A 22,088-nucleotide genomic window follows, 5' to 3' on the forward strand; every position below is an offset into this window, starting at 1 on the left:
CGCTCGATCACTGCTGGTCGACTCTCACGATAGCCATGTATTCCGATTCCGGCATCCGGCCTTGACATCGCCGCACCGCGGGCCGACCATCGGCGCGCGAGGCCTCAGCCGCGGCTCCAGAGTGCGGCGCTCCGCACTCGGTCGGCCTCTGCCCGCGCATCCGGAATCACCTGCGCGAGACCCGTTCCCGACAGCCACGCGCCCGTCGCGGCGAGACCGGCCACCGCCCGGACGGCACCCCGCGCGGCCGCGGTCTGCGCCGCCCGACCGATCGCGGCCCCGGGCTGCGACTGCACGTACCGCACACGATGCGCGGCGCGCAGCGACGACGGAGGGAGCGGCACCCCGAGCATCGCCGCGGCCTCGGAGAGCGCGAGCGCGGCCGCAGCTTCCTCGTCGAGGTCGGCCGTGGCGGGCTCTTCGCCCTGCGCCCCGAACGACACCCGCACGACATGGATGCCGGGCTCGACGGCATCCTGAACCCAGTCCCACTTGGCCGTCGAGTGGGTGAGGGCCTTGCCCACGAAGCTGCCCGGCACCGTCAGCACACCCGTGCCGCGGGGAGCGGCGTCGAGCACGGGGGCGTGGACGACGAGGGTGACGACCTCGACGACCGGCGCGACCGGCTCGGTCGCCTGGAGCCCCGGCACGACCGGGGCGAGCAGAGCGCGCGCGGCGCCTTCGGGCAGCGCCACGATGACGGCGTCGGCGAGCAGCGCGTCGGCCTCGCCGGAGGTCTCGACGCGCCACTTCTCGTCGTCGCGGACGAGTCCCTCGACGGCGACGTCGGTGTGGAGGTCGGCACCGAGATCGGTCAGCCGTGCCACCAGGGCATCGACCAGCAGCGACATTCCGCCGGCGATGCCCTCGACCGCACCGCCGGGAGCCGGCGTGCGCGGGGCGGTTCCGGCCTCGACCGGCACGTCGGACGCGGGGGCGTCGGGCGCGGGCGCGGTGGCGCGCGCGGCGCGCACCTCGGCCACCGCTCCCCCGAGCGAGCCCAGGCGGGTGAGGGCGGCGTTGAGTCCGGGGGCGGCGAGGTCGACGTCGATGTCGTCGGGACGGGCGGAGTAGACACCGCTCGTCACCGGCGCCACGAGGCGGTCGAGTACGCGCGCGCCCATTCGGCTACGGACGAGCGCGCCGAGGCTCCGCTCGTGGCCGATCGTCAGCGGCGGCCGCACGCGGTCGACGTAGGCCCGCCATGCACCTGCCCACCCGATCACGCGTCGCACGTCGGGGGCCCAGGGATTGTCCGGGATGCCGAGCACTCCGCCCTTCGGCAGGGGCGCCGCCCCGACCCCCGGGATTCCCGCGACCCACGCACCGACCGGGTTCGGCGCGACCACTCGATCGCCGAGACCGAGCTCGTCCACCAGACCGCGGACGATTCCCCCGCGGGTCGCGAAGCTTTCGGCCCCCACGTCGAGGATGAGGCCTCCCACGTTCGCGGACCGGATGACGCCCCCGAAGACCCCGGATGCCTCGAGCACCGTGACCCGCATGCCGACCTTCGCGCACTCCAGCGCCGCCACGAGCCCGGAGACTCCGCCGCCGGCGATGACGACGTGGGTCTCGTGCGCGTGCTCGGCCAGTCGCTCGAGCGGGTCGCTCACACCGTCTCCCCGTGCGCGTGGGCGACGATGCGGCTGAGCACCGTCGGGTCGGTGTCGGGCGGCACGCCGTGGCCGAGATTGAGGATGTGGGCGCGCGCCGAACGGCCCCGCGCGAGGATGTCGTCGATGTGAGCTGCGAGCACCGGCCACGGGGCGCCGAGAAGGGCCGGGTCGATGTTGCCCTGCAGGGTCACGTCGGGCCCGACGATCGCCGCGGCCTCGTCGAGCGGCATCCGCCAGTCGACGCCCACCGCGTCGGCGATGCCCCCCAGGCGCATGTCGGCGAGGAACGGCCCCGTGCCGACGCCGAAGTGGATGCGGGGAACCTCGATGCCCTCGAGCGCGGCGCGCGAATGCGGGGCGACGAACTCGAGGAACGTCGAGCGCGACAGCGAGCCGGCCCACGAGTCGAACAGCTGCACGGCCTGCGCCCCCGCCTCGATCTGCGCCTGGAGGAAGGCGCCGGAGACCTCGGCGAGCCAGCCGGCGAGGCGGTGCCAGGACTCGGGATCGGCGTGCATCATGCCCCGGGCCCGCAGGTGCTCCTTCGACGGACCCCCCTCGACCAGGTAGGCCGCGAGCGTGAAGGGCGCACCGGCGAAGCCGATGAGCGGCACCGCGTCGCCGAGCTCTGCGGTGACGAGACCGACGGCCTCGCGGATGGGCGCGGCCGCGGCGGCAACCTCCCGCGGGTCGATCGCGGTGACGCGGTCCACGTCGGAAGCCGTGCGCACGGGATCGGCGAACACCGGGCCGCGGCCGGGCTCGATCTCGACGGCGACGCCCGCCAGCCGGAGCGGCACCACGATGTCGCTGAAGAAGATGGCGGCATCCACCCCGTGTCGGCGGATCGGCTGCAGCGTGATCTCGGCCGCCAGGTCGGGGGTCAGGCACGCATCCAGCATGTGCGTCCCCACGCGGAGCTCCCGGTACTCCGGCAGCGAGCGCCCCGCCTGCCGCATGAACCACACCGGCTGCCGCTCGGGGCGGTCGCCGCGGAGGGCACGGAGGAGGGGCGCGTCGAGGGAGGCCATGGCATCCATCCTCGCACCCGGGCCCGTTCGCCCACGCGGGATCGGGAGCGATGCCTCGATGTCGAGAGGCGGCCCGGAATACCTCGGAGGGGCCGGGCGTAGAATAAGAGCGTGCTGCTTTGTGTCAGCGCGAGTCACAAGACCGCGTCCTTCGATCTCCTCGAGCGGCTCAGCGTACCCACCACCCCCGTTGCCCCCCTGATCGCCGCGCACGACGAGTGCGTGCAGGGAGCGGTCGTCGTAGCCACCTGCAATCGTTTCGAGGCCTACGTCGACATGGACGAGCCGGTCACGGCCGCAGTCGCCGTGGGAGTCGAGGCCACGCTGAGCGCCATCGAGGCGGCGACCGGCGTGCCCGCGAGTGAGCTCGCGGGCTCGTACACCGTGCTCGGTGGCGGAGATGTGGCCGAGCACCTGTTCTCGGTGGCATCCGGTCTCGAATCCGTCGTCGTGGGCGAAGGTGAGATTGCCGGTCAGGTGCGGCGCGCCCTCACGGAGTCGCGCAACCTCGGCACCACGTCCGGAGAGCTGGAGCGCCTGTTCCAGCGCGCGTCCGAGGCGCAGCGCGGCGTGAAGAACGCCACCGCGATCGGTCGCGCCGGCCGCTCCCTCGTGCGCCTCGGCCTCGAGCTGGCCGACAGCCGCATCGCCGACTGGTCCACTCAGCGGGTGCTCCTCGTCGGCACGGGCGCCTACGCCGCCGCCACGGTCGCAGCCCTCCGCGACCAGGGCGCGGAAGACATCTCGGTGCACTCCCCCTCGGGCCGCGCCGCGAAGTTCGCCGCCAAGCACGGCCTCCGCGCCGTCTCGGCCGAGACCTTCCCCACCGCCGTCGCGCACGCCGACCTCGTGATCACGTGCACCACGAGCGAGCACCACGTCCTCAGTGCCGCGACCTTCGCCGCCGGGCGCACCGCCGCCGAAGCGGCCGTCGCAGCTCCCGCCGGCTGCCCCGTCGAACACACCGGACGCCGCCTCGTGATCGACCTCGGCCTCCCCCGCAACGTCGACCCCGATGTCGCGGCGGTTCCCGGCATCGACCTGCTCGACCTCGAGACCATCCGCCTCCACGCCCCGCTCGAAGAGCTCCAGGCCACGGATGCCGCGCGCGACCTGGTGCGCGACGCCGCGCGCCGCTTCGCCTCGGTGGGCGAGCGCAAGAACATCACCCCCGCGGTCGTCGCCCTGCGCGCCCACGTGTTCGGGGTGCTCGACGCCGAGGTCGCCCGGGTTCGTGCCCGCGGCGACGAGGGCGGACAGACCGAGCAGGCCCTGCGCCACCTCGTCGGCGTGCTGCTGCACACTCCCACGACCCGCGCGCACGAACTCGCCGAGTCGGGCCGCGCCGACGACTACATCGACGCGCTGTCCGCGCTGTTCGGCATCGAGGTCTCCGAGCCCGAGGCTTCCGCCGCGCGCATCGCCGACGCGGGCTGACCCGGGCACCCTCCCCGCGATCGGCGGAGGACCCGTGACCGGCGGAGGACCCGTGACCGACGGAGGACCCGTGACCGACGGAGGACCGAAACCCCGGTATCCGCCCTCCCTCCGCCCCCACCCCTCCCCTCCTCACACGCGGCGCGCGCAGACCCAACCACAGGCACGCCCGCCCCGCGCGGTGACCGTCGACCTGGCATCCCTGAATGCCATGCCCTACGCGCAGAAGTGGATCGCCGAACCCGCCTGACCCGGGCGAGAATGGGCAAATGAGCCTGCGCATCACCGACGACCCCGCCGCCGACGACCTGCTCTCGACGAACCCCCTCGCACTGCTGATCGGCATGCTGCTCGACCAACAGGTGGCGATGGAGACCGCGTTCGCAGGACCGCTCAAGATCGAGCAGCGCGTCGGATCGATGGATGCCAAGGCCCTCGCGCACGAAGACCCCGAGGCTTTCGCGGCCGCCTTCTCTCAGTCGCCCGCCGTGCACCGCTTCCCCGGCTCGATGGCGAAGCGCGTGCAGGCGCTGTGCACGGCGATCGAGGAGGACTGGGGCGGGGATGCCGCGGCCCTGTGGACCCGCGACGATCCCGACGGCGCGACCGTGCTGAAGCGGTTGAAGGCGCTGCCGGGCTTCGGCGAGCAGAAGGCGAAGATCTTCCTCGCGCTGCTCGGCAAGCAGTACGGCTACGACGGTGTCGGGTGGCGCGAAGCCGCCGGGTCGTACGGAGACGAGGGCTCGTTTCGTTCGGTCGCCGACATCACCAGCCCAGAGTCGCTGACCAAGGTGCGCGAGTACAAGCGCGCCGCGAAAGCAGCGGCGAAGGCGGGCGATTGATCCCTCCTCCACAGCGGGGGAGAAAAAGGAGAGTTCTCTCATCTTTCTTCCTGGGCCTCTCGGGCGTGGTTAGGGTTTCAGGGTTCGTTGCACGTGATTCGCGATCGAAGGGTGGGCTCTCGTGAAGTTCGCAATGGGTTCCGACACTCTGGGTGTGCTGGGTAAAGCCACCTCGGGTTCCAGTGATGAATTGTCGCTGCTGGTGCGCCAGCTGCTCGAGGCGGCCGAACCGCTCGAGGGACAGTTCCAGGGCGCGGGCCGCGCGGCCTTCGACCGTTTCAAGTCGCGCACGGATGCCATCTCGGCCGAGCTGAAGCTCGCGCTCGACGGCGTCCTGGGCGGCATCTCCGGAATGGACCGCTCCTTCCAGGAGGGCGAGTCGTCCATGGTCGACCAGACCACGAGCCTCGAAGCCGGATCGTCGTTCGACGCCGCGCGCTTCGGCGGCCGCTGAGAATCGGAAGGGACTAACTCATGGTGAACCAGGGAGATCGTCGCGACTACTCGATCGCGGCCTCGCAGAACGCTCAGGACAATTTCAACCGCGTCGCCGCGCAGCTCGAGTCGCTGATCGACCAGCGCGACCGCGACGTGCAGGCCGCGATGGCCGACTACTCCGCCGACGGCGTGTCCGAGGACTACCGCGGCAAGGAGCTCCGCTGGAAGAACGCCGCCGCCGAGGTGCGCGGCATCATTCAGACCCTCCGCTCGTCGCTGGAGCGCAACGACGAGTCCGCCCAGACCGCGCTGAGCAAGGCTCGCGCGGCGGTGGAGTCGATCGGCTGACGATGTCTGCATGATGCCGGGTGCGCACTGCACCCGCATCGGTGGTGGCAGCGCGCGGGGCCGTGCGGGTCTGAGCACATGAAGGGGAACGGGCGATGACGAGGTGGAGCATTCAGCCATCGGGCGTCGTGGCCGTGCTGCACGACGTCAACGTGGATGCCGAGGCGCTCGGCGCCGCGCTGAACTCGCTGAGCCCGGCTCTCGAGGGGGCCGTGACAGCGACGAACTCGGGCGCGATCTCGGAGGCCGTCCAGGCCTACTTCCAGCAGGAGGAGGGCCCCCGCATCCAGGGCATGAGCGCCCGCATCGGTGCGGCGGCGCAGGGCGTCGTCAGCGCCACCGAAGCGTACGTCGCGGGTGACATGGAGATGGCGGCCAACGCGCAGAGTGCCGCCGTCGCCGCCGTGTACCCGCCCTCTCTCCCGCACGGGGTGATGTGATGCCGGACGCGATCAAGGTCGGCGAGATCCCGGGTGACGAGATCAACCCGGAAGCCATCGAAGAGAACGCCCGCACGGTCGGGACGATCTCGGGCCAGGTCGCCGATCACGGCTCGAATGTGCACTTCACGTGGCAGGGCATGGCCGGCGTCTACGAGGCGCCAGAGTCCCCCACCCTGCTGGGGCTGATGACCCCGGTGAGCTCGCAGGCCACGCAGGTCAGCGACAACCTCGCCGAAGTGTCGGCCGCCCTGATCGCGTTCGCCGCCGACGTGCGCCCGATCAAGGCCGAGCTCGACTCGCTGCGTGTGCAGGCACAGACGTTCGTCGACTCGATTCAGGCTGGCGTGCAGGTGCGCGAGATCAATCCGGCGTGGACGGCGGCGCAGTCGCCCTACGGCGGCGCGACGGCCATGCCGACCTACCAGGGTTCGTGGGGCTCGTCGACGACATCCTCGTCGAGCGCGGCAAAGCCGGAGAAGTACCGCACGGTCACGAAGGAGTGGCACGAGTCGCAGGAGCACGTCGACCGCAACAACGAGCTGATCGCGGCGGTCAACGCGCAGCAGGTCAAGCTGTGGGAGGCCGAGCGGGCCTGCGCGAACCGCATCCGAGCCCTGTACGGGGCGGCCCCGCTGCACGCGGCACAGTCCGAGGACGATGCTCTCGGCTACGGCATCTCCGAGATCCCCGAGGGAACCGAGATGCCGTGGGGTGCCGACGTCGAGCGCACCGAGGGGTGCGGCGAGGCGACGGCGAAGTTCGTGGTCAAAGACTTCCTGTGGGAAGGCGTCATCGTCGGCGGCATCGGTGGCACGCTGTCGGGTCTGGGCTCCCTCCTGGTCGGCTTCGACCCCGCCACGTGGACCTTCTTCTCCACCGATGCCTGGGGCTCGGCATGGGGCGGCCTCGGCACGCTCGCCGCGGGCGCTCTCATGAACTCGACGCCACCTTTGAACATCCTTCTGATGGCGGACGACGTCGCCCAGAATTTCGGCGGTCAGCTGGTCCCCCAGCAACTCCGTGACTTCAAGGACACCACCGACGAGGCGTTCCTGAACATGGGCAAGTCCCTCATCGCGTGGGACAAGTGGCAAGACGACCCCGGCACCGCCCTGGGCGAGTCGGTGTTCAACGTGGCCACGATCATCATCCCCGCGGGCGCGGCGGTGTCGGGCGTGAAGACCGCGGCAGGGGCAGCATCCGCCGTGTCCAAGACGGCCAAGTTCGTGGACTTCGTCGATCCGACCGCGCACGCGATGAACGGCGCGATGAAGCTCGGCGGGGCGGGAATCAAGGGTCTCGATGGCATCATCGGACGGCTCGGCTCGGATGCCACCGACGGCTTCCACCTCAACACCCCCGATATGCCGTTCGTCGCCGACGACCCCATCGCCGCGATGCGTGCCCTCGACGATGCGGGAGTCGACCTCAACAGCATCACGGCACGTGTCGACGATGGCATCCCGGTGTACGAGTTCCCGCCGATGGATGCCATCCCCTCGGGCCGTATCGAGATGCCCGCCGGCGCGTTCGACGCCGCGCGCGGCGTCGACGTTCCCGTGCGCACCGACGGTGGAGCGGATGCCGGCGTCGCGGCGCCCGTGCGCGAGCCCGAGCTCGTCTCGGCTGGGGGCGTGCGCGGCGAGGCCGGCCCCGGTGCCGTGAACTCGATCGTCGAGGACGCGCCGGTTCGTACGGAAACGGGCGGAGCGGGCGAGTCGACGGTCGTACGCGAGCCCTCGACCGAGACCGGCGGCGGCAGCAGCCACGCCGGCGGCGAGAACGGCGGACACGGCGGCTCCGACGCGGGAGGCAGCGGCGTGGGCCGCGGCGACGACGCGAGCGGTCCCGGTCGTGGCGACGACGCGAGCAACACCGAAAGTGGCGACGGCGGTGGGGCAGCAGACACTCCGCACGTTCCGCCCCACACCGGCCTCGACGCACCCCCGCTGCACACGGGTGCGGATGCTCCACCGCTTCCCGTCGATCGCCTCAACGCAATCAATGACGAATTCCGCCTCGCCTCGGGTGAAGTCGACCCCATGCGTGTGGACGAATGGGCCGAGCGGATCTCCGAGGCCTACCCTGCGCTCACCCCGGACCAAGCCAAGGCGATCTACTGGTACACCACGGACGAGGGGTACGACGCGATCAATCCTTATCTGCGAAACTACGGGGACGCGCCCCAGGACGTTGATCTTCTCGAGAGCAGAGTTGCAGACTTGACGCAGGGGCTGGCCAACCTTCCCGCTGAAGCAACGCCTGGGCACTTCTTCTCTCGCGGAGTCACCATGACACAGAATCTGCTCGACCAGTTCGAAGCCGGGCAGAGGTGGAGCGACCCGTCATTCATGAGCACGACGACGGATCCTGGCGTCGCACACCGTTTCGCAGTTCAGGCGCTGGGCCGGGACGAGACACCGGGCATCATTACCATCGACGGCATAACTCCCTCGTCGGTTTCACCTCTTTCACGGTACGCCGATGAAGCCGAGTTGCTCTATCAGCGCAGCACGACGTTCGACGTCCTCAGCAAGTTCCAAGACGGCGCCGGCATTTGGCGCGTTCATCTGCGGGAGGTGCGTGAGTGACGGATTCCGGTATCCCGAGCGAAGAGGAGGTGTGGGCCCAACTCGAGCGCCATGTTGCGAGAACGTTAGGATCCGTCGGTATCGAGAAGATGCTGGGCGGGCGATCCAACAACGCTCGCGGCCGATGGACCCGTGCTGCTGTCGACTTCCTACGGTCTGTCGCGGCGGTCACTAGTGTGGACAACCGGGGCGACGTCAATTTTCGCGTTGGTGGGAATGCGGGCGTGGACGTGATCCTCGATATCTCCGAAGTCCACGTGCGGAGCACTGAGGGGCGCCTCTCCACCATCCTGTGGAGGCCCGCGGCCGCGGTCGTTCTCGGCGAATGGGCGTACACGAAGTGGGGCGACACGTGGATTTCGACTCTGAACTCGTTGGTCGAGCCGCGTGGCGTCCTTCACATGGATGAAGGCGAGTTTTTCCCGGGGCTTCACTATGTCGCTCAAAACCCGTCAGGCGCCGGCCCGTATCTCTCGGCTTCCTCCGAGGCGATGGCCCGGCGCGGGGGACAAGCGGAAGACCTCGGCGATGACGGCGTCGCCAATGCGGTCACGCAAGTGATTGTGCGGACGGAGATCCCACGATGAGCAACACATCCGATTTGACCGGAGCCCTCGCGACGCTCCCTCGATACCGCGGCCTGTGTTGGCGGGGCTTTCCTCGCGAAATCACCACACCGATCCCCCTCGACAGCGTGCTCCCCGCCACACGGGACGTCCGACTTGCTACCGGAAACATGAGCAGCATGGGAGCCATCGTGATCGTGAGCGAGACCGGCCGAGAGGTTGCTCCGCTCTCCGCGTTCCCACAAGACGGAGAGATTGCTTTTCTCCCCGGTTCTACGCTGCTCCCGCTTGGTCCGCGACACTTCGTCGACGGCGTTCCCATCCAGGTGATCGGAGAGGCCATCTCCGCTTCCGACCGAGTGGCTCCCACAGATGAAGTGTTGGAGGAAGAGATCCGGCAGGCCAGGAGCCGCGGGCTCGTGGCGCTCGACCGAGCCGCCCGGTTCGGCTGGCGCCCTCCGAGCAGGGGCTGACTCGTCCGAGGACTACGGCGTCCGAGATGCCCGTGGTCCCGGGAACTGATCCGAAAGACGTGAATTTTCTCGCGGACCATCGCATTGGTTGGCCTCGGGTCGCGACCACTCACGTAATTGGATTAGTGCGAAGCCGGGCGTTGCCGCGTCGCTCAGCTCGTCGTCAATGTAAAGCACTCGCTTGCGGCGCCGCGCGGCCTCCGCCGTGGAATGGTGACGATCCGGTATTACGTTGCCGAGCCTGCGGCCTATTCGCCTCCGTTTACGGGGAATGGTTTCCTTAAGACGGCGGACGACATCATCCCCGAGTACCGCGCCGACCGGGTCGACATGAGAGACGGCACCGAGATGTGGGGAGTCCTGGATGATGGGACACAAAGGCTCATCGCCGTGCTGCGCAACCAAGAATGGATACCGGTGGGGTAACGGATGCTGACGATTCCCGTAAGCGAAACGCAGTTCGAGTACCGCGGCCAGCGGTACTCTCGACACTCCGGAGGCGATGATTACGTCCGTCTGCAGACGAATGGGTCACCCTCACGAGAAGACTTCCCCGACGCCCTCGAAATCAATCAGGAACCGTTGGACCCCTGGGTTAAGCTGCCTCGTCACGTCATCTCGGGGCGATTTTCGCAGGAAGTGACCGGCATGCCGACGAAGGGCGGACCGAAAGACACCGTTGGTGGATTCGTCGCCCGCGCAGCAGACGCTCAGAAATTGATCGACTCACACCAGATCGCGGACGGGTTCGGGCTGGACTACGGCAAGAATCGAACTGTGCCCACCAAGTTCACCGAACCCTCGGGAGGCACCTATGCCGTGCGATTTCGGATGACCGACGAGTTCGACCTTCGGGTGCCAGCGGGCGAGGCGGCGCAGAAGGCGGGATTGCCGCTATACCGCTCCGGTCGGCCGTACTTTAGTCCGCCTGACATGGATCCGCTCGGGCCGGAGAATCCCTATCTCGGTACAGGGTTCGTGGGCAAGGGTGCGACCGAGATCATCCCCGAGTATCACCTGCCAACTAGAACCGAACTGAAAGATGGCACGGAGATCTATCGGATCACACCCGACGGCCAAGAAGTTCTGGTGGCGTATAAGGAGGCAGGCGATTGGGTAGAGCTGTGATCGCAGAGGACATGACGGACCAGGATCTCCGAGACCGCGTCTGGCCTACGGGAGTGTACATCCGGACAGGTCAGGGCTGGTTTGCGTCGTCCCAAGATTTGCGCGACGGATCCATGGCCGACCGGCTCATCCTCTTTGGCGAGCGGGGCCGGGATCGCGATGTCCGTCCTCCTAGCGACGCCAGGGAAGTACGTTCCCTATCGACCGAGGGCCTCTACCACGGACAGTGGCTGGGGATGGGCACCATCACCGACGCCGACGGAGTACTCGTGCACACGCCCGCGCCGCGCGGTGCTGCGAACCGTTTTGCCCACTTGTTCTATGCCGGCGGAGAGGCTGCGGAACGCATCGCTCAACTACCCGGTGCCACGCTCCTCGACCCACGAGGTTCGAATGGTGGCATTGTGATTCCGATACGCCTGAGCGACCTTACTGATCACCGGACGACGGTGCGCACGCTTCGCGATGCTGTCCAGGAGTGAAGGGGGAGCCAAGTGATGGACATCTTCGAGAAAATTGTGACGCCGGACCGTCTACGACTGTGGACGCAGGGAGACGATCTGCTCTGCGGCTTCGTCGCGCGCGCCGGAGACACCGGTTGGGCACACACCGCATCCGATCTTCTCGAAGCGCATGGATACCCCTCCTCCGATCAGGATGCACCGGACGGCACGCACGTGGATGTCCTCCGATTTCGGAGCGCGGGAATCACGTTTATCTCAGCCACCGGGGAGGGCGGGGAAGGATTCAAAGGACTGCCCCCCTTCACCGGAACGGGCTTCGCACCGACTGCGAGAGGTCTCGTGCCCTTGTGGTGGGTCGAGCCGACGCGAGTGCCGCCCGGGTCGGAACTGTGGCGGGTGCACTCCGACGGACGTGAGGAGTTCCTGGCGGTGTACGCGAATGTCGCCTCGGGCTGGCAGCCCGGCCATGGTGATGCTCTGCCCTCGGACGTCTGCGGCCGATTTGCCCTATGGGACGGTGTGCCCACTCTTGCCGACACGCTAGAAGACGGACGCATCGTGCTCGCCTCCTACACCCCAGTCGATGGAGCCAAGCTGACGGAGCGGCGACTCTGGGCGCGGGTCATTGACGCTGACCTCATCGATCAGCCCTACACGCTGAAGCTTACGGCCGACGTCGGAGGACTGCCCTTCCAGGTCGTCCGTCGATGGAACGACGGCACCCGCACACTCGCACGCCTTGTGTATGTCGGCCGCGATGCCCCGCGCGCAGAGGCGGCGGGCCTGGAGCGGATGGATATGGGTGTGTACGAAACGACGGTCGCAGTAGATCAGCTAGAAAACCTTCAAGGTGAAGAACTCATCCCGAGCCAGGCATAACGCCGGATTGGTCGGTTGAGTTCCGGATCCCGGTCGCTCGCGGAGTTGGGTTCACGCGGAGCTACCAGGTGATGACGGAGCCCCACATGACAGGGCCTCGCCCCGAGAACGACCTCGAAGTCACCATGAGGTCGGTGCGGTCCGGGGAGCTGCCGTCAGAGCGGCTGGCACCGGCGCTGCTGCAAGCCGAATTGGTCGTTCTCGTCGACGGAACGCCCGACCCGACGGCGATCCAGCCCCTCGTCGTTCATCGCAACGACGAGAACTTCCTCGCCGTCTTCACCGCAACCGACCAGGTGCCGGCGGAGTTCGGCGAGGGCCGCAGCGCGCTGCTCATGCCGGGCCGCCTACTCGTCAGCGGCGCTGCGCCCGAGGTAGGCCTCGTTGTGAACCCGAGGTCCGCGGGAGAGATGGAGATCCCGCCAGCGGCTCTGGCTGTCCTCCGCCAGGCGTCCACGACACCGTCCACGCGCTACTTCATCCGCGAGCAGATGGTGGAAGGTCAGGCGTCGGTCTTCCGTCGCCGCTTCACCCCGAAGGTGCCAATCGACGAGCGTTGGGGCGCGCCGAGTTCGCGGAGGAAAGCGCCGCACTGGAGGACTTCCTGTCACGCCTCCGCGCCCTCAACCGCGTCGCCGCGTGGCACGAGAAGCTCCGACAGGAAAAGTCCTCCGCTACTTCGTCCAGGAACGCCGCATCGACGGTCGACTCGTCCCGGCGCGACTGTTCCGGAGGCGCCAGACCAAGACGGGGCCGGTGGACGAGATGCTCGTCGAGGTCGACACCTGGCATCCGGACACGAAAGGCGTCCTCGACCACGCCATTCGTTTTCCCCTCGATTCCGACCTCGAGGAGATCTCGATAGCGGCCGCGCGAGAGATCTTCGCCATGGTCGCGCGACGCGAGTACACCCCGCTGACCCGCCGGTGAGCCGGTAATTCTGCCGCCCCGCGGGTTATCCACGCAAGGGAGGGCCCGAACGGGCGGCGTCGGAGCGTCCCGCCTAGGGTGGAAGGTCGAGGGAGGGGGCCCGATGACGAGCACGCACGATCCGTTGCGCCTGGCCGACGTCGATCCGCTCGTGTTCACCGAGCGCGCCCGCGCGGGGCAGATCGTCGGCGCCGTGGCGCTCGACGTCGTCATGCCCCTGGCCCTGCTCGCGGCGGGCATCGTCGTGATCGTCGCCGGACCTCCCGCCCTGGGCTGGCTGGTCGTCGTCGTCGCGGTCGCGCTCCTCGCCGTCGCGGTGTGGCTTCTCGGCCGCACCGGCCGCACCCTCGGCGCCGCCACCGTCGACGCCCGCATCGTGCGCCGCACCACGGGCGCGGCCGCGGGTGGCTCGGCGCTGTGGGCGCTGGCATCCGGCACGCTCGGGATGTTCGATCTCCGGAAGGGTCGAGATCCCTTCGCCCCGGCGATCGCGGCATTCCAGTTTCCCGACGCCGCCCCGACCGCCGGGCCGAGCCGCGCCCGCCGCGGTGTGGTCCCGACGCTGATACTCGACTCGGGCGAGCGCCTCACGCTCGACACCGCGCTCGTCCTCGGCCGCGACCCATCCGCCCCGGCCGACGCCCCCGCCGAGGTCTACCGCTGGGCCGACATGTCGCGCACGCTGTCGAAGTCGCACGTCCGTCTCGAATGGGACGGCCGTCAGGTCTGGGTCACCGACCTGGGCTCGACGAACGGCACGTTCGTCCGCGGCGCGGGCGCCTCGACTCCGCTTCTCCCCCACCAGCGCACGCCCGTGCCCACCGCCGTCGTCCTCGAGATCGGTGACCGCACCTTGACCGTCCGGGATGCCGCATGAGCACCGTCGCACATCCTCTCCTCGACGCGGCCGGCCCCGGCTGGGCCGGAACCGAGACGCGCGCGCCGATCATCGCCCTGACGACGGCGATGAGCGACTTCCTGCACAAGACCGCGAGCCAGGGGCTGCGCCCGATCATCGTGTCGAGCGAGTTCTCGCGCATGACCCCGCCGCTCGCGCAGGTGCTGTCCGCGGTGCAGGGCCACTGGGTCGTCCGCACGCGCGCCGACGGGTTCTACGACGGGCACAGCGGGGTGCGACTCGATGCTCCCGCGGAGGCCCTCACTGCCGACTCACCGAGCCCCGAGAACGTGCACCCCCTCTTCGTCCGGGCGCAGGTGGCATCCACTCTGCAGGTCGTGGCGACGATCTCGACGCGGCACCGGGTCACGCGTCCAGTGCGGCTCGGCGGCGTCGCCGAGGCCGCGGTCGCCCTGTTCAGCGGGGCCGAGCCGACAGCGTGGGGCGCGGTCGAGCCGCTGCTCGCGCCGTGGGACCGCGACGACCTCACCGAGCGGTCGCGGCGGCGCGTTCCGCTCGACAGCCACTGGGTCGCGGTCGGCGGAGGCGACCGGGCCGCGCTCGCAACGGTGCAGGTCGGTCGCACGAGCGAGGGCCTGGAGGAGACGACGCGCGCGTGGGCCGCGGTTCCCGGCGTGGGGCGCGAGAGCGGCCAGACGGCGACGGCGGAGGCGCGCGAACTCCTGGCGCGCGCTGCGACGGTGGGTCTCCCGCTCATCGGCATCTCCTTCGCCGCGATCGGGGCGCCCGACCTGGCGCGCCGGGCCACGGCATCCCCCCACCCCGAACCGCTCGCGCTGCTCATCGGGCCCGTCGGCATTCGCGCGCTCGGCATCGACGCGAAGCGCTGGATCGACGAGGTCGGCGGCACGACCGTCGGCAGCCCGCGGCTCCCCGGGGTGCTGATGCCCCTCGGCTCGACCGACGGCGGCGGGTGGAACCGCCTGAACGACGTCCTCGCGACGCTCGATCCCGAGCGCCTCGGCGAGCTGCTCAACCTCGCCCCGCACGTGCGTGCACTACTGCGCGTCTCGGAAGGAGTGCGCTAATGCCCGACCAGCGCGACACCGTCCTCATCGAGCAGGCGAAGATCCAGCGCATGCGCCTGGGCGCCGCCCTCGTCTACGGCCACATCGGCGAACGCCGCACGGTCAACGACCATGGGAAGCGGCTGATGGGCTCGATCATCGTGGCCGCGATCGCGTGCGCGGCGTGCGTCGGCGTCTCGTTCGTCTCGCAATTGCTGACCGAGCGCGCCGAGCAAGCGACCTCGACCGTCCAGACCCCCACCGGAGCCGTAACGCCGTGAGCATCTACACCCGTCTGACCGTCGCGGGCTCCGAACGCCGCGCCGAGGTCGTCGTGCCGAGCGGCGAGCCCGTGGGGGCCGCGATCCCGCGTCTGCTCGACCTGCTCGGCGAGACCGCCGGCACGGTCGCCCGCCCGCTCGCGGTCATCGCCCCCGACGGCGAGCAGATCGACATTGCCCTCACCCCGCAGCAGCTCGACCTGCCCGACGGCACCCTCGTACGCCTGGTCCGTCTGGATGCCGCGCCCCCGCCGCCCGTCGTGATCGACGTCACCGACGCCGCCGCCGACGCGCACGACGCCCGGCCCGACCGCTGGGACGAGCGCTCGCGCACCGTCGCCGGCGGTGCGGGCATCGCCGCCGCGTTCGCCGTCGCCGGATGGCTGTCGCCGTGGTCGTCGTCGACGGCCGCGGCCTTCGCCCTCCTCGGGGCCGCCGTGCTCCTCGCGGCGATCGCGACGGGCCTGGGGCTCGGCGGACTCCGTCGCCTGTCGACGTGCGTGTCCGCGGCCGCCGCCGGACTCGCGCTGCCGATCGGGAGCGCGACCGCGGCCGCGATGGCATCCGGACCGTCGGCGCTTCTCGCCGGGATCTCGGCCGCCCTCGCGATCGGCTTCACCGTCGCCCTCCTCGGCGTGGGTGTGGCCCATCGTCGTCGGGGTGCCGCCTCGGGTGGGGCCCTGGGCGCCGTCCTCTCGTCGCTGCTCCTCGGCCTGCTGCTGGCGGGAGTGGATGCCGTCTCGGCATCGGCCGTGACCGGCGTCATCGCCGCGTTCGCCACCGGCCCGCTGCCCTGGATCGCGCTGTCGGCGGCGGGGCTGACCGACCTCGACCAGCGCGCCGCCGATGGCGCCCCGCCCGCCCGGCCCCGCGCGTTCGCCGCGATCGACGAGGCCTACGCGGCTCTGACGTGGAGCGTGGGGGCCGTGGCATCCGTTCTGGGTGTGACGGGTGTCGTCCTCGCCCTGTCGGGCACGATCTGGACCGAGCTGCTGGCGCTGGCGTTCTTCCTCGTTGCGGCGCTCCGCACCCGCGCGTTCCCCCTGCGGTGGCAGGGGTGGCTGCTGTGGGCCGCGGCCGGGGTCATCGCCGCCGCGGGGCTCGCCGTGCTGCTCGTCGGCGGTCTCGGCTGGATCGGTGCGGGCGTGGCGGTCGCCGTCGCCGCCCTGATCGCGGCGATGGTGTTGGTGCGCCCGCGGCCCCACGTTCGAGCTCGACTGCGCGGTCTCGGCACCATCGTCGAGACGCTCGCGGTGGTGGCGCTGATCCCGCTGCTCGTAGGCGCCTTGGGCATCTACGCCGAGCTGCTCGGCATGTTCGGCGGCGGTTCGTGACCGTGCTCGACCTGCGGGCCCTGTCGACCGCGGTATTCGGCAGCGGCGCGAACGGGCGGGTGGAGCTGACCGGGTGGGATGCCGCGATCCGCGGCGGACTGTCGACGACCCGCCGCATCGGCGTGGTGTCGCTTTCGGCCGGTGCGGGGACGAGCACGGTCGCGCACCAGCTCGTGCGGGTGATCGCCGCACGACGGAGCGAGCCCGTGCTCGCGATCGACGTCTCCGCCGGAACGACGGGCCTGACCGCGCGCCTGGGCGCCGATCCGGTCGCCCCCGACGAGACCCGCGCCGCCGCGCGCACGACGGCCGAGGCGCTGACGGGCCTCGAGGGCAGGGACGGCGTGGTGCCGCTGCGCCCCCGCGACGCCGACGACGCCGTGGGGGCGTGGCTCGGGGAAGCCGCACCGATCACCCGCTTCTTCGACGTGTCGGTCACCGACTTCGGGGCGCGGCATCCGCTCGTCGACCTCGCCGCGTGCGCCGCCCTGTGCGACACGGTGTGCCTCGTGAGCGACGCGCGACGGTCGCCGGCCGAACACGCACGCTCGGTGGTCGACGCGATCGCCGGGCTGCCCGAATCGCCGTCGGTGGCCCTCGCGCTCGTCGACCACGCGCGCGCGGGCGACGGCGTCGCGCGCGCCCTCGCCACCGGGGCCGAGCACCCCGTCCTCCCCGTGCCGTACGACGCGGGCCTCGCCGCGGGCGGACGCCCCCGCCGCTCGCTGACCCATCGCGCCGTGGTGCAGCTGGCTGCCACCCTCGTCGCCGCGACGGGGAGGACCGCATGACCGTCCGCATCGTCCACCGCCCCGCCCGCATCAGCGAGGCCGTCGAACCGGCGCCCGAGATCCTGCTGGCACCCCCGCCGCCGATCGGCGAAGGCGCGACCGGGTTCCCCCTCCAATCGCTGCTGCCGATCGTGGGCAGCCTGTCGTCGATCACGATGATCGTGCTGCTGCGCAACAACCCGATCATGGTCGTGGTGGGGGCCGTCATCCTCGTCGTGGCGCTCGTCGGCGGACTCGGCATGGCGCTCACGCAGCGCGGCAACGCCGCCCGTCAGCGCCGCGTGCAGCGCGAGCGCTACCTCGACTACCTCGAGGAGACGCGCGAGAGCGTCCGCGAGACCGCCGACACGCAGCGCGGCGCCGCGCTCGCGCTGCATCCCGCGCCCGCGACGCTCGTCGAGATCGCGGCCGACCCCGCGCGGCGGTGGGAGCGGCGGCCGGGGGATGCCGACTTCCTGCGCGTGCGCATCGGCACGGGCGACCTGCGCGCCGTGGAGGTCGCACTGCCGCCCGAGCAGAACCCGGTGCAGCCCTTCGACCCGGTGATGCGCGAGTCCGCCGAGCGCATGGTGCGCCTCGCCGGCATCGCGCAGGGAATGCCCGCCACCGTCGATCTCGAGCGCGGCGGCCAGGTCTCGCTCGTCGGCGCGCGGAGCGACACCCTGCGCGTGGCGCGGGCGATGGCCGCTCAGATCGCCGCGTTCCACTCCCCCGACGACGTCCACATCGCCGCCGCGATCGCCCCCGCACAGCGCGACGACTGGCGCGGGCTCGATCTGCTGCCCCACCTCTCGAGCGACACCCCGCCCGCCGGAGCCGTCACCGCCCGCCGGGTGGCGCCGAGCCTGCCCGAACTGCTGTCGCTCCTGCGCGACGAGCTGCGCGACCGCGTCGCGACGGCCGCCGCCTCGCGCCGCGCGGGCAGGCGCACGAAGCCCGGGCGCCTGGTGATCTTCGTCGACGAGGCCGATCACGCCGCTTCTCCCGTTCCCCGCCTGGATGCCGCCCTCGACCTCACCGCCCTGGGCGTGACGGTCGTGCACCTCGTCGACGACCGCCTGAAAGAGCCGACGACGGTCGCGGTGCGCGTGACCGTCGACGAGAACTCCGCCACGATCGAGACCCCGTCCTCGGGCGAGGCCGCGGTCAGTGGCATCCGGATCGATCCCGTCACCCCGGCGGCGCTCGAGATCGTCGCCCGCCCGCTCGCGGGGCTGCGTCTCACGCGCACCTCGGCGGAAGACGCGGGCACCGCGCTCGCCCCCGATGTGACGCAGCTGCTCGGCGTCGCCGACGTGGATGCCGTCGACACCTCCGCCGCGTGGCGTACGCGCAGTGCCGCGGAGTTCCTGCGCGTGCCGATCGGCGTCGACGACCGCGGCGGCCCCGTGCTACTCGACCTCAAGGAGTCGGCGCAGCTCGGCATGGGCCCCCACGGGATCTGCATCGGCGCGACCGGTTCGGGAAAGAGCGAGCTGCTGCGCACCCTCATCCTGGGTCTGGCGCTCACCCACTCCCCCGACGACCTCAGCATGATCCTCGTCGATTACAAGGGCGGGGCGGCGTTCGCGCCCTTTGCCCGCCTGCCGCACGTCGCGGGCATCATCGACAACCTCGCCGACGACCCGCAGCTGACCGAGCGCGCCCGCGCGAGCATCCAGGGCGAGGTCGTGCGCAGGCAGCGCCTGTTGAAGGATGCCGGGAACGCGGCATCCATCGGGCACTACCGGCAGATGCGACGCGATCGTCCCGAGCTTCCGGCGCTGCCGCACCTCTTCCTCGTGATCGACGAGTTCGGCGAGCTGCTCACCGCCGAGCCCGACTTCGTCGAGCTGCTGCTGACGATCGGGCGCATCGGCCGCTCGATCGGCGTGCACCTGCTGCTGTCGAGTCAGCGCATCGAGGGGGGACGCCTCCGCGGCCTCGACACGTACCTCTCGTACCGGATCGGCCTGCGGACGTTCTCGGAGTCGGAGTCGGCCGTCGTGCTCGACACCCCCGATGCCTTCCACCTGCCGGCCATCCCCGGCTTCGGGTACCTCAAGGTCGACACGTCGGTCTACACGCGCTTCCGCGCCGGGTACGTCTCAGGTCCGGTGCCCGATCCCCTCGAGTCGGGCCCGCGGCACGACGACGCCCCGCCCGTGCTGCCGCTACCCGCGTACGACCTGCCCGACGACAGTCCCGAGGCCGAGCATCTCGACAGCGCCGAGCCCGAGACCCCGACCACGGGCCGCACGCTCGTGCAGGCGGCGACGTCTCGCCTGGCCCGCGGCGTCGCGCGCACCCGCCCCGTGTGGCTGCCCCCGCTCCCGCCGGTGCTGACGCTCGGCGGAGTCCTGCCGCAGGCCGACGGCGCCGGAACGCTGCGCGCGCCGATGGGCCTCCTCGACGCCCCGTCGACGCAGACGCAGTCGCCGTGGATGCTCGACCTCACGCGCTCGGGCGGACACGTGTCGATCACCGGCGCCCCGCAGTCCGGGCGGTCGATGTTCCTGCGGACGCTGGCCGCGTCGCTGTCGTTCACGCACTCGCCGCGCCAGGTGAGCATCTACGGCATGGATCTCACCGGCGGCGGCCTCGCCCGCATCGAGCCGTTCCCGCACGTCGGCGGTGTCGCGACGCGCGGCAACCGCGAGCGACTCACGCGTCTGCTCGAGGAGCTCACCGGCATGCTCGCCGTGCGCGAGCGGGTATTCCGCGACCACGGCCTCGACTCCCTCGCCGACATGCGCCGGCAGCACGCCGACGGGCGCCTCCCCGACCTGCCGAGCGCCGACGTCGTGCTGCTCATCGACGGGCTCGGAGCGCTGCGCCAGGACTTCGAAGACCTCGAGGCCCCGCTCGCGCACCTGCTCGAACGCGGCGGCAGCTTCGGCATCCACGTCGTCGTCGCCCTCTCGCGCTGGAACGAGCTGCGCATGAACCTGCAGGGCCTCATCGGCACGCGCCTCGAGCTCAAGCTCAACGACCCGGCCGACTCGCAGATCGCCCGGAAGCTCTCGCAGACGCTCCGCGCCGACGAACCCGGCCGCGTGCTCACCGACGAGAAGCTGTTCGCGCAGATCGCGCTGCCCCTCCTCGAAGAGGTCGACGACGGCGACACCGGCGAGGCCCTCGAACGGCTCGCGCGCGAGAGCGCGGCCCGCTGGGGCGGTCAGGGCGCGGCGCCGATCCGCCTGCTCCCCGAGGTGCTGCCGCCGTCCGAGCTGCCCGACGCGATCGACGAACCGGATGCCGTGCCCCTGGGCCTGCGTCAAGACACGATGCAGCCGGTCGCCCTCGACCTCGTCACGCGCGACCCGCACCTGCTCGTGCTCGGTGACAGCCGGTGCGGCAAGACGACGGCGCTGCGCGGGATCGTGCAGGGCGCGATCGACCGGCACTCCGCCGAGGAGCTCGTCGTCGCCCTCATGGACGCGCGGGGGGAGCTGGCATCCGAGATCCCGGATGCCTACCTCGGCGGGCACGCGTCGTCGGATCGGCAGGCGCGGCTCTTGGCGGAGTCGATCGCGGTCGAGCTCGAAAAACGGCAGAACGACCGCGAGGCGGGGCCGCGCATCCTCGTGATCGCCGACGACTTCGACGTCCTCGCCGCCGGCGGCACCGAGCCGCTGCGCCCGCTGCTGCCGTACCTCGCGTCGGCGCGTGACCTGCGACTGAACGTCGTGGTGAGCCGTCCCGTCGCGGGAGCATCGCGGGCGATGTTCGACGTGGCGCTGCAGAGCATCCGCGACACCGGCGGCACCGCGCTGATCATGTCGGGCGACCGCTCCGAGGGCGCGCTGCTGCCCAAGCTCTACGCCGAGCCGATGATCGCCGGCCGCGGCCGCCTCGCCCGCCGCGGCGAGCGTCCGACCCTGGTGCAGGTAGCGAACTTCGTCGCCAGTGCGGGTGAACCGGAGAATGCATCTTCCCCCGGCTCGCCGGCGGAGGCCGTCGTGAGAGATGTGTCGCCCGAGGATGCCACTGACGCGATCGCCGAGATCGAGGATGCCGCCGTACCCGCGCCTCTCGACGAGGAGGTGGGCGAGACGCGAGAGGTCGGCGCGCCCCGCGATTCTGGGTCCCCGCCCGTGCGCGCGGCGACGCCCGCACCCCCGGTTCCGGAGGGCGATGAGCCACCCCTGACCCGCCGGAGAAGAGGCAACCGTGCCCCGTAGCAGCGTCGCATTCACCCGTGAACCGATCGATATCGATGCCCTCGCCGGGGCAGTCTCCGCGGTGCTCACGCCCGAGGAACTCGCCGAGACGCCCGTCGAAATCCGCCCGCTCGACGAGGGCGCGGCGGCGCAGGTCGTCGTCGCCGATCGCGTCGTGCTCACGGTCCTCCTGCCCCGATTGACGCCGCCTGTCGCGGAGCTCGCGCGCGTCTACGGCGCCGTCGAGACCGCCCCCGATGCCCGGTGGTCGACCGAGTGCTTCACGACATGGGAGCCGGAGGGTGTCATCGGCGTGCGGCTGCTCGAGGCGGCCGCGGCTGCCCGCGGGGGCGTCGCCGCGCACCTCGGCTGATCCCGGTCTTCACCCGCCGCGCTCGGGGTCCACGTGTAAAGAGTGCGCAACA

21 protein-coding genes and 1 pseudogene are annotated in these 22,088 nt (G+C 70.8%); 20 read left to right on the forward strand and 2 right to left on the reverse strand.

Going from position 1 to position 22,088, the window contains the following annotated elements:
- Positions 1–104: 104 nt before the first annotated feature.
- Both ACU6WY_RS13610 and hemE read right to left on the reverse strand, forming a co-directional pair.
- Positions 105–1,616, reverse strand: coding sequence for a protoporphyrinogen/coproporphyrinogen oxidase (locus ACU6WY_RS13610; RefSeq protein WP_483820178.1), 1,512 nt, complete (start codon positions 1,614–1,616; stop codon positions 105–107).
- Positions 1,613–2,650 (reverse strand): uroporphyrinogen decarboxylase, encoded by a 1,038-nt coding sequence (gene hemE / locus ACU6WY_RS13615; protein WP_483820179.1) that lies wholly within the window; start codon positions 2,648–2,650, stop codon positions 1,613–1,615. Before hemE ends, ACU6WY_RS13610 begins: the two co-directional genes overlap by 4 nt.
- A gap of 111 nt (positions 2,651–2,761) precedes the next feature.
- Between hemE and ACU6WY_RS13620 the strand changes: the two genes are divergently transcribed.
- The 20 genes and pseudogenes from ACU6WY_RS13620 (at position 2,762) to ACU6WY_RS13715 (ending at position 22,036) form a co-directional block, all read left to right on the forward strand.
- Positions 2,762–4,087: a glutamyl-tRNA reductase gene (locus ACU6WY_RS13620; protein ID WP_483820180.1), complete on the forward strand. Its 1,326-nt coding sequence runs from the start codon at positions 2,762–2,764 to the stop codon at positions 4,085–4,087.
- Between the two features lie 269 nt (positions 4,088–4,356).
- A complete protein-coding gene (locus ACU6WY_RS13625) occupies positions 4,357–4,929 on the forward strand; it encodes an HhH-GPD-type base excision DNA repair protein (protein ID WP_483820181.1) in 573 nt (190 codons plus the stop codon).
- A gap of 133 nt (positions 4,930–5,062) precedes the next feature.
- Entirely contained in the window at positions 5,063–5,383 is a 321-nt protein-coding gene (locus ACU6WY_RS13630) for a hypothetical protein (protein ID WP_483820182.1), read from the forward strand.
- A 20-nt stretch (positions 5,384–5,403) separates the two neighbouring features.
- Positions 5,404–5,715: a pore-forming ESAT-6 family protein gene (locus ACU6WY_RS13635; protein ID WP_387055757.1), complete on the forward strand. Its 312-nt coding sequence runs from the start codon at positions 5,404–5,406 to the stop codon at positions 5,713–5,715.
- Positions 5,716–5,810: 95 nt separating this feature from the next.
- Positions 5,811–6,155, forward strand: coding sequence for a DUF6507 family protein (locus ACU6WY_RS13640; protein ID WP_483820183.1), 345 nt, complete (start codon positions 5,811–5,813; stop codon positions 6,153–6,155).
- Entirely contained in the window at positions 6,155–8,749 is a 2,595-nt protein-coding gene (locus ACU6WY_RS13645) for an ADP-ribosyltransferase (protein ID WP_483820184.1), read from the forward strand. The genes ACU6WY_RS13640 and ACU6WY_RS13645 overlap by 1 nt, the downstream gene beginning before the upstream one ends.
- A 224-nt stretch (positions 8,750–8,973) precedes the next feature.
- Positions 8,974–9,336, forward strand: coding sequence for a hypothetical protein (locus tag ACU6WY_RS13650; protein ID WP_483820185.1), 363 nt, complete (start codon positions 8,974–8,976; stop codon positions 9,334–9,336).
- Between the two features lie 158 nt (positions 9,337–9,494).
- Positions 9,495–9,788 (forward strand): hypothetical protein, encoded by a 294-nt coding sequence (locus tag ACU6WY_RS13655; protein ID WP_483820186.1) that lies wholly within the window; start codon positions 9,495–9,497, stop codon positions 9,786–9,788.
- 429 nt (positions 9,789–10,217) lie between these two features.
- Positions 10,218–10,916, forward strand: coding sequence for a hypothetical protein (locus tag ACU6WY_RS13660; protein WP_483820187.1), 699 nt, complete (start codon positions 10,218–10,220; stop codon positions 10,914–10,916).
- A gap of 236 nt (positions 10,917–11,152) precedes the next feature.
- The gene (locus ACU6WY_RS13665; RefSeq protein WP_483820188.1) at positions 11,153–11,398 is read left to right on the forward strand and encodes a hypothetical protein; all 246 of its coding nucleotides are present in this window, start codon (positions 11,153–11,155) and stop codon (positions 11,396–11,398) included.
- Positions 11,399–11,410: 12 nt separating this feature from the next.
- The gene (locus ACU6WY_RS13670; RefSeq protein WP_483820189.1) at positions 11,411–12,259 is read left to right on the forward strand and encodes a hypothetical protein; all 849 of its coding nucleotides are present in this window, start codon (positions 11,411–11,413) and stop codon (positions 12,257–12,259) included.
- A gap of 125 nt (positions 12,260–12,384) precedes the next feature.
- Positions 12,385–12,636: pseudogene (locus tag ACU6WY_RS13675) on the forward strand (hypothetical protein); the annotation flags it as partial.
- A 262-nt stretch (positions 12,637–12,898) separates the two neighbouring features.
- The gene (locus tag ACU6WY_RS13680; protein ID WP_483821945.1) at positions 12,899–13,189 is read left to right on the forward strand and encodes a hypothetical protein; all 291 of its coding nucleotides are present in this window, start codon (positions 12,899–12,901) and stop codon (positions 13,187–13,189) included.
- Between the two features lie 103 nt (positions 13,190–13,292).
- The gene (locus ACU6WY_RS13685) at positions 13,293–14,066 is read left to right on the forward strand and encodes an FHA domain-containing protein (RefSeq protein ID WP_483820190.1); all 774 of its coding nucleotides are present in this window, start codon (positions 13,293–13,295) and stop codon (positions 14,064–14,066) included.
- Positions 14,063–15,136: a DUF6177 family protein gene (locus ACU6WY_RS13690; RefSeq protein ID WP_483820191.1), complete on the forward strand. Its 1,074-nt coding sequence runs from the start codon at positions 14,063–14,065 to the stop codon at positions 15,134–15,136. Before ACU6WY_RS13685 ends, ACU6WY_RS13690 begins: the two co-directional genes overlap by 4 nt.
- On the forward strand, positions 15,136–15,396 hold the full coding sequence (locus ACU6WY_RS13695; RefSeq protein WP_483820192.1) for a hypothetical protein: 261 nt from the start codon (positions 15,136–15,138) through the stop codon (positions 15,394–15,396). Before ACU6WY_RS13690 ends, ACU6WY_RS13695 begins: the two co-directional genes overlap by 1 nt.
- Complete coding sequence (locus ACU6WY_RS13700; RefSeq protein WP_483820193.1) at positions 15,393–16,730, forward strand: ubiquitin family protein; 1,338 nt, start codon at positions 15,393–15,395, stop codon at positions 16,728–16,730. Before ACU6WY_RS13695 ends, ACU6WY_RS13700 begins: the two co-directional genes overlap by 4 nt.
- Positions 16,727–17,521, forward strand: coding sequence for a P-loop NTPase family protein (locus ACU6WY_RS13705; protein ID WP_483820194.1), 795 nt, complete (start codon positions 16,727–16,729; stop codon positions 17,519–17,521). Before ACU6WY_RS13700 ends, ACU6WY_RS13705 begins: the two co-directional genes overlap by 4 nt.
- On the forward strand, positions 17,518–21,684 hold the full coding sequence (eccCa, locus tag ACU6WY_RS13710) for a type VII secretion protein EccCa (protein ID WP_483820195.1): 4,167 nt from the start codon (positions 17,518–17,520) through the stop codon (positions 21,682–21,684). The genes ACU6WY_RS13705 and eccCa overlap by 4 nt, the downstream gene beginning before the upstream one ends.
- Positions 21,674–22,036 carry a hypothetical protein gene (locus tag ACU6WY_RS13715; RefSeq protein ID WP_483820196.1) on the forward strand — a complete coding sequence of 121 codons (363 nt, stop codon included), beginning with the start codon at positions 21,674–21,676 and terminating at the stop codon, positions 22,034–22,036. Before eccCa ends, ACU6WY_RS13715 begins: the two co-directional genes overlap by 11 nt.
- Positions 22,037–22,088: the final 52 nt, after the last annotated feature.

It is taken from the genome of Microbacterium sp. ZW3a, from assembly GCF_057167165.1.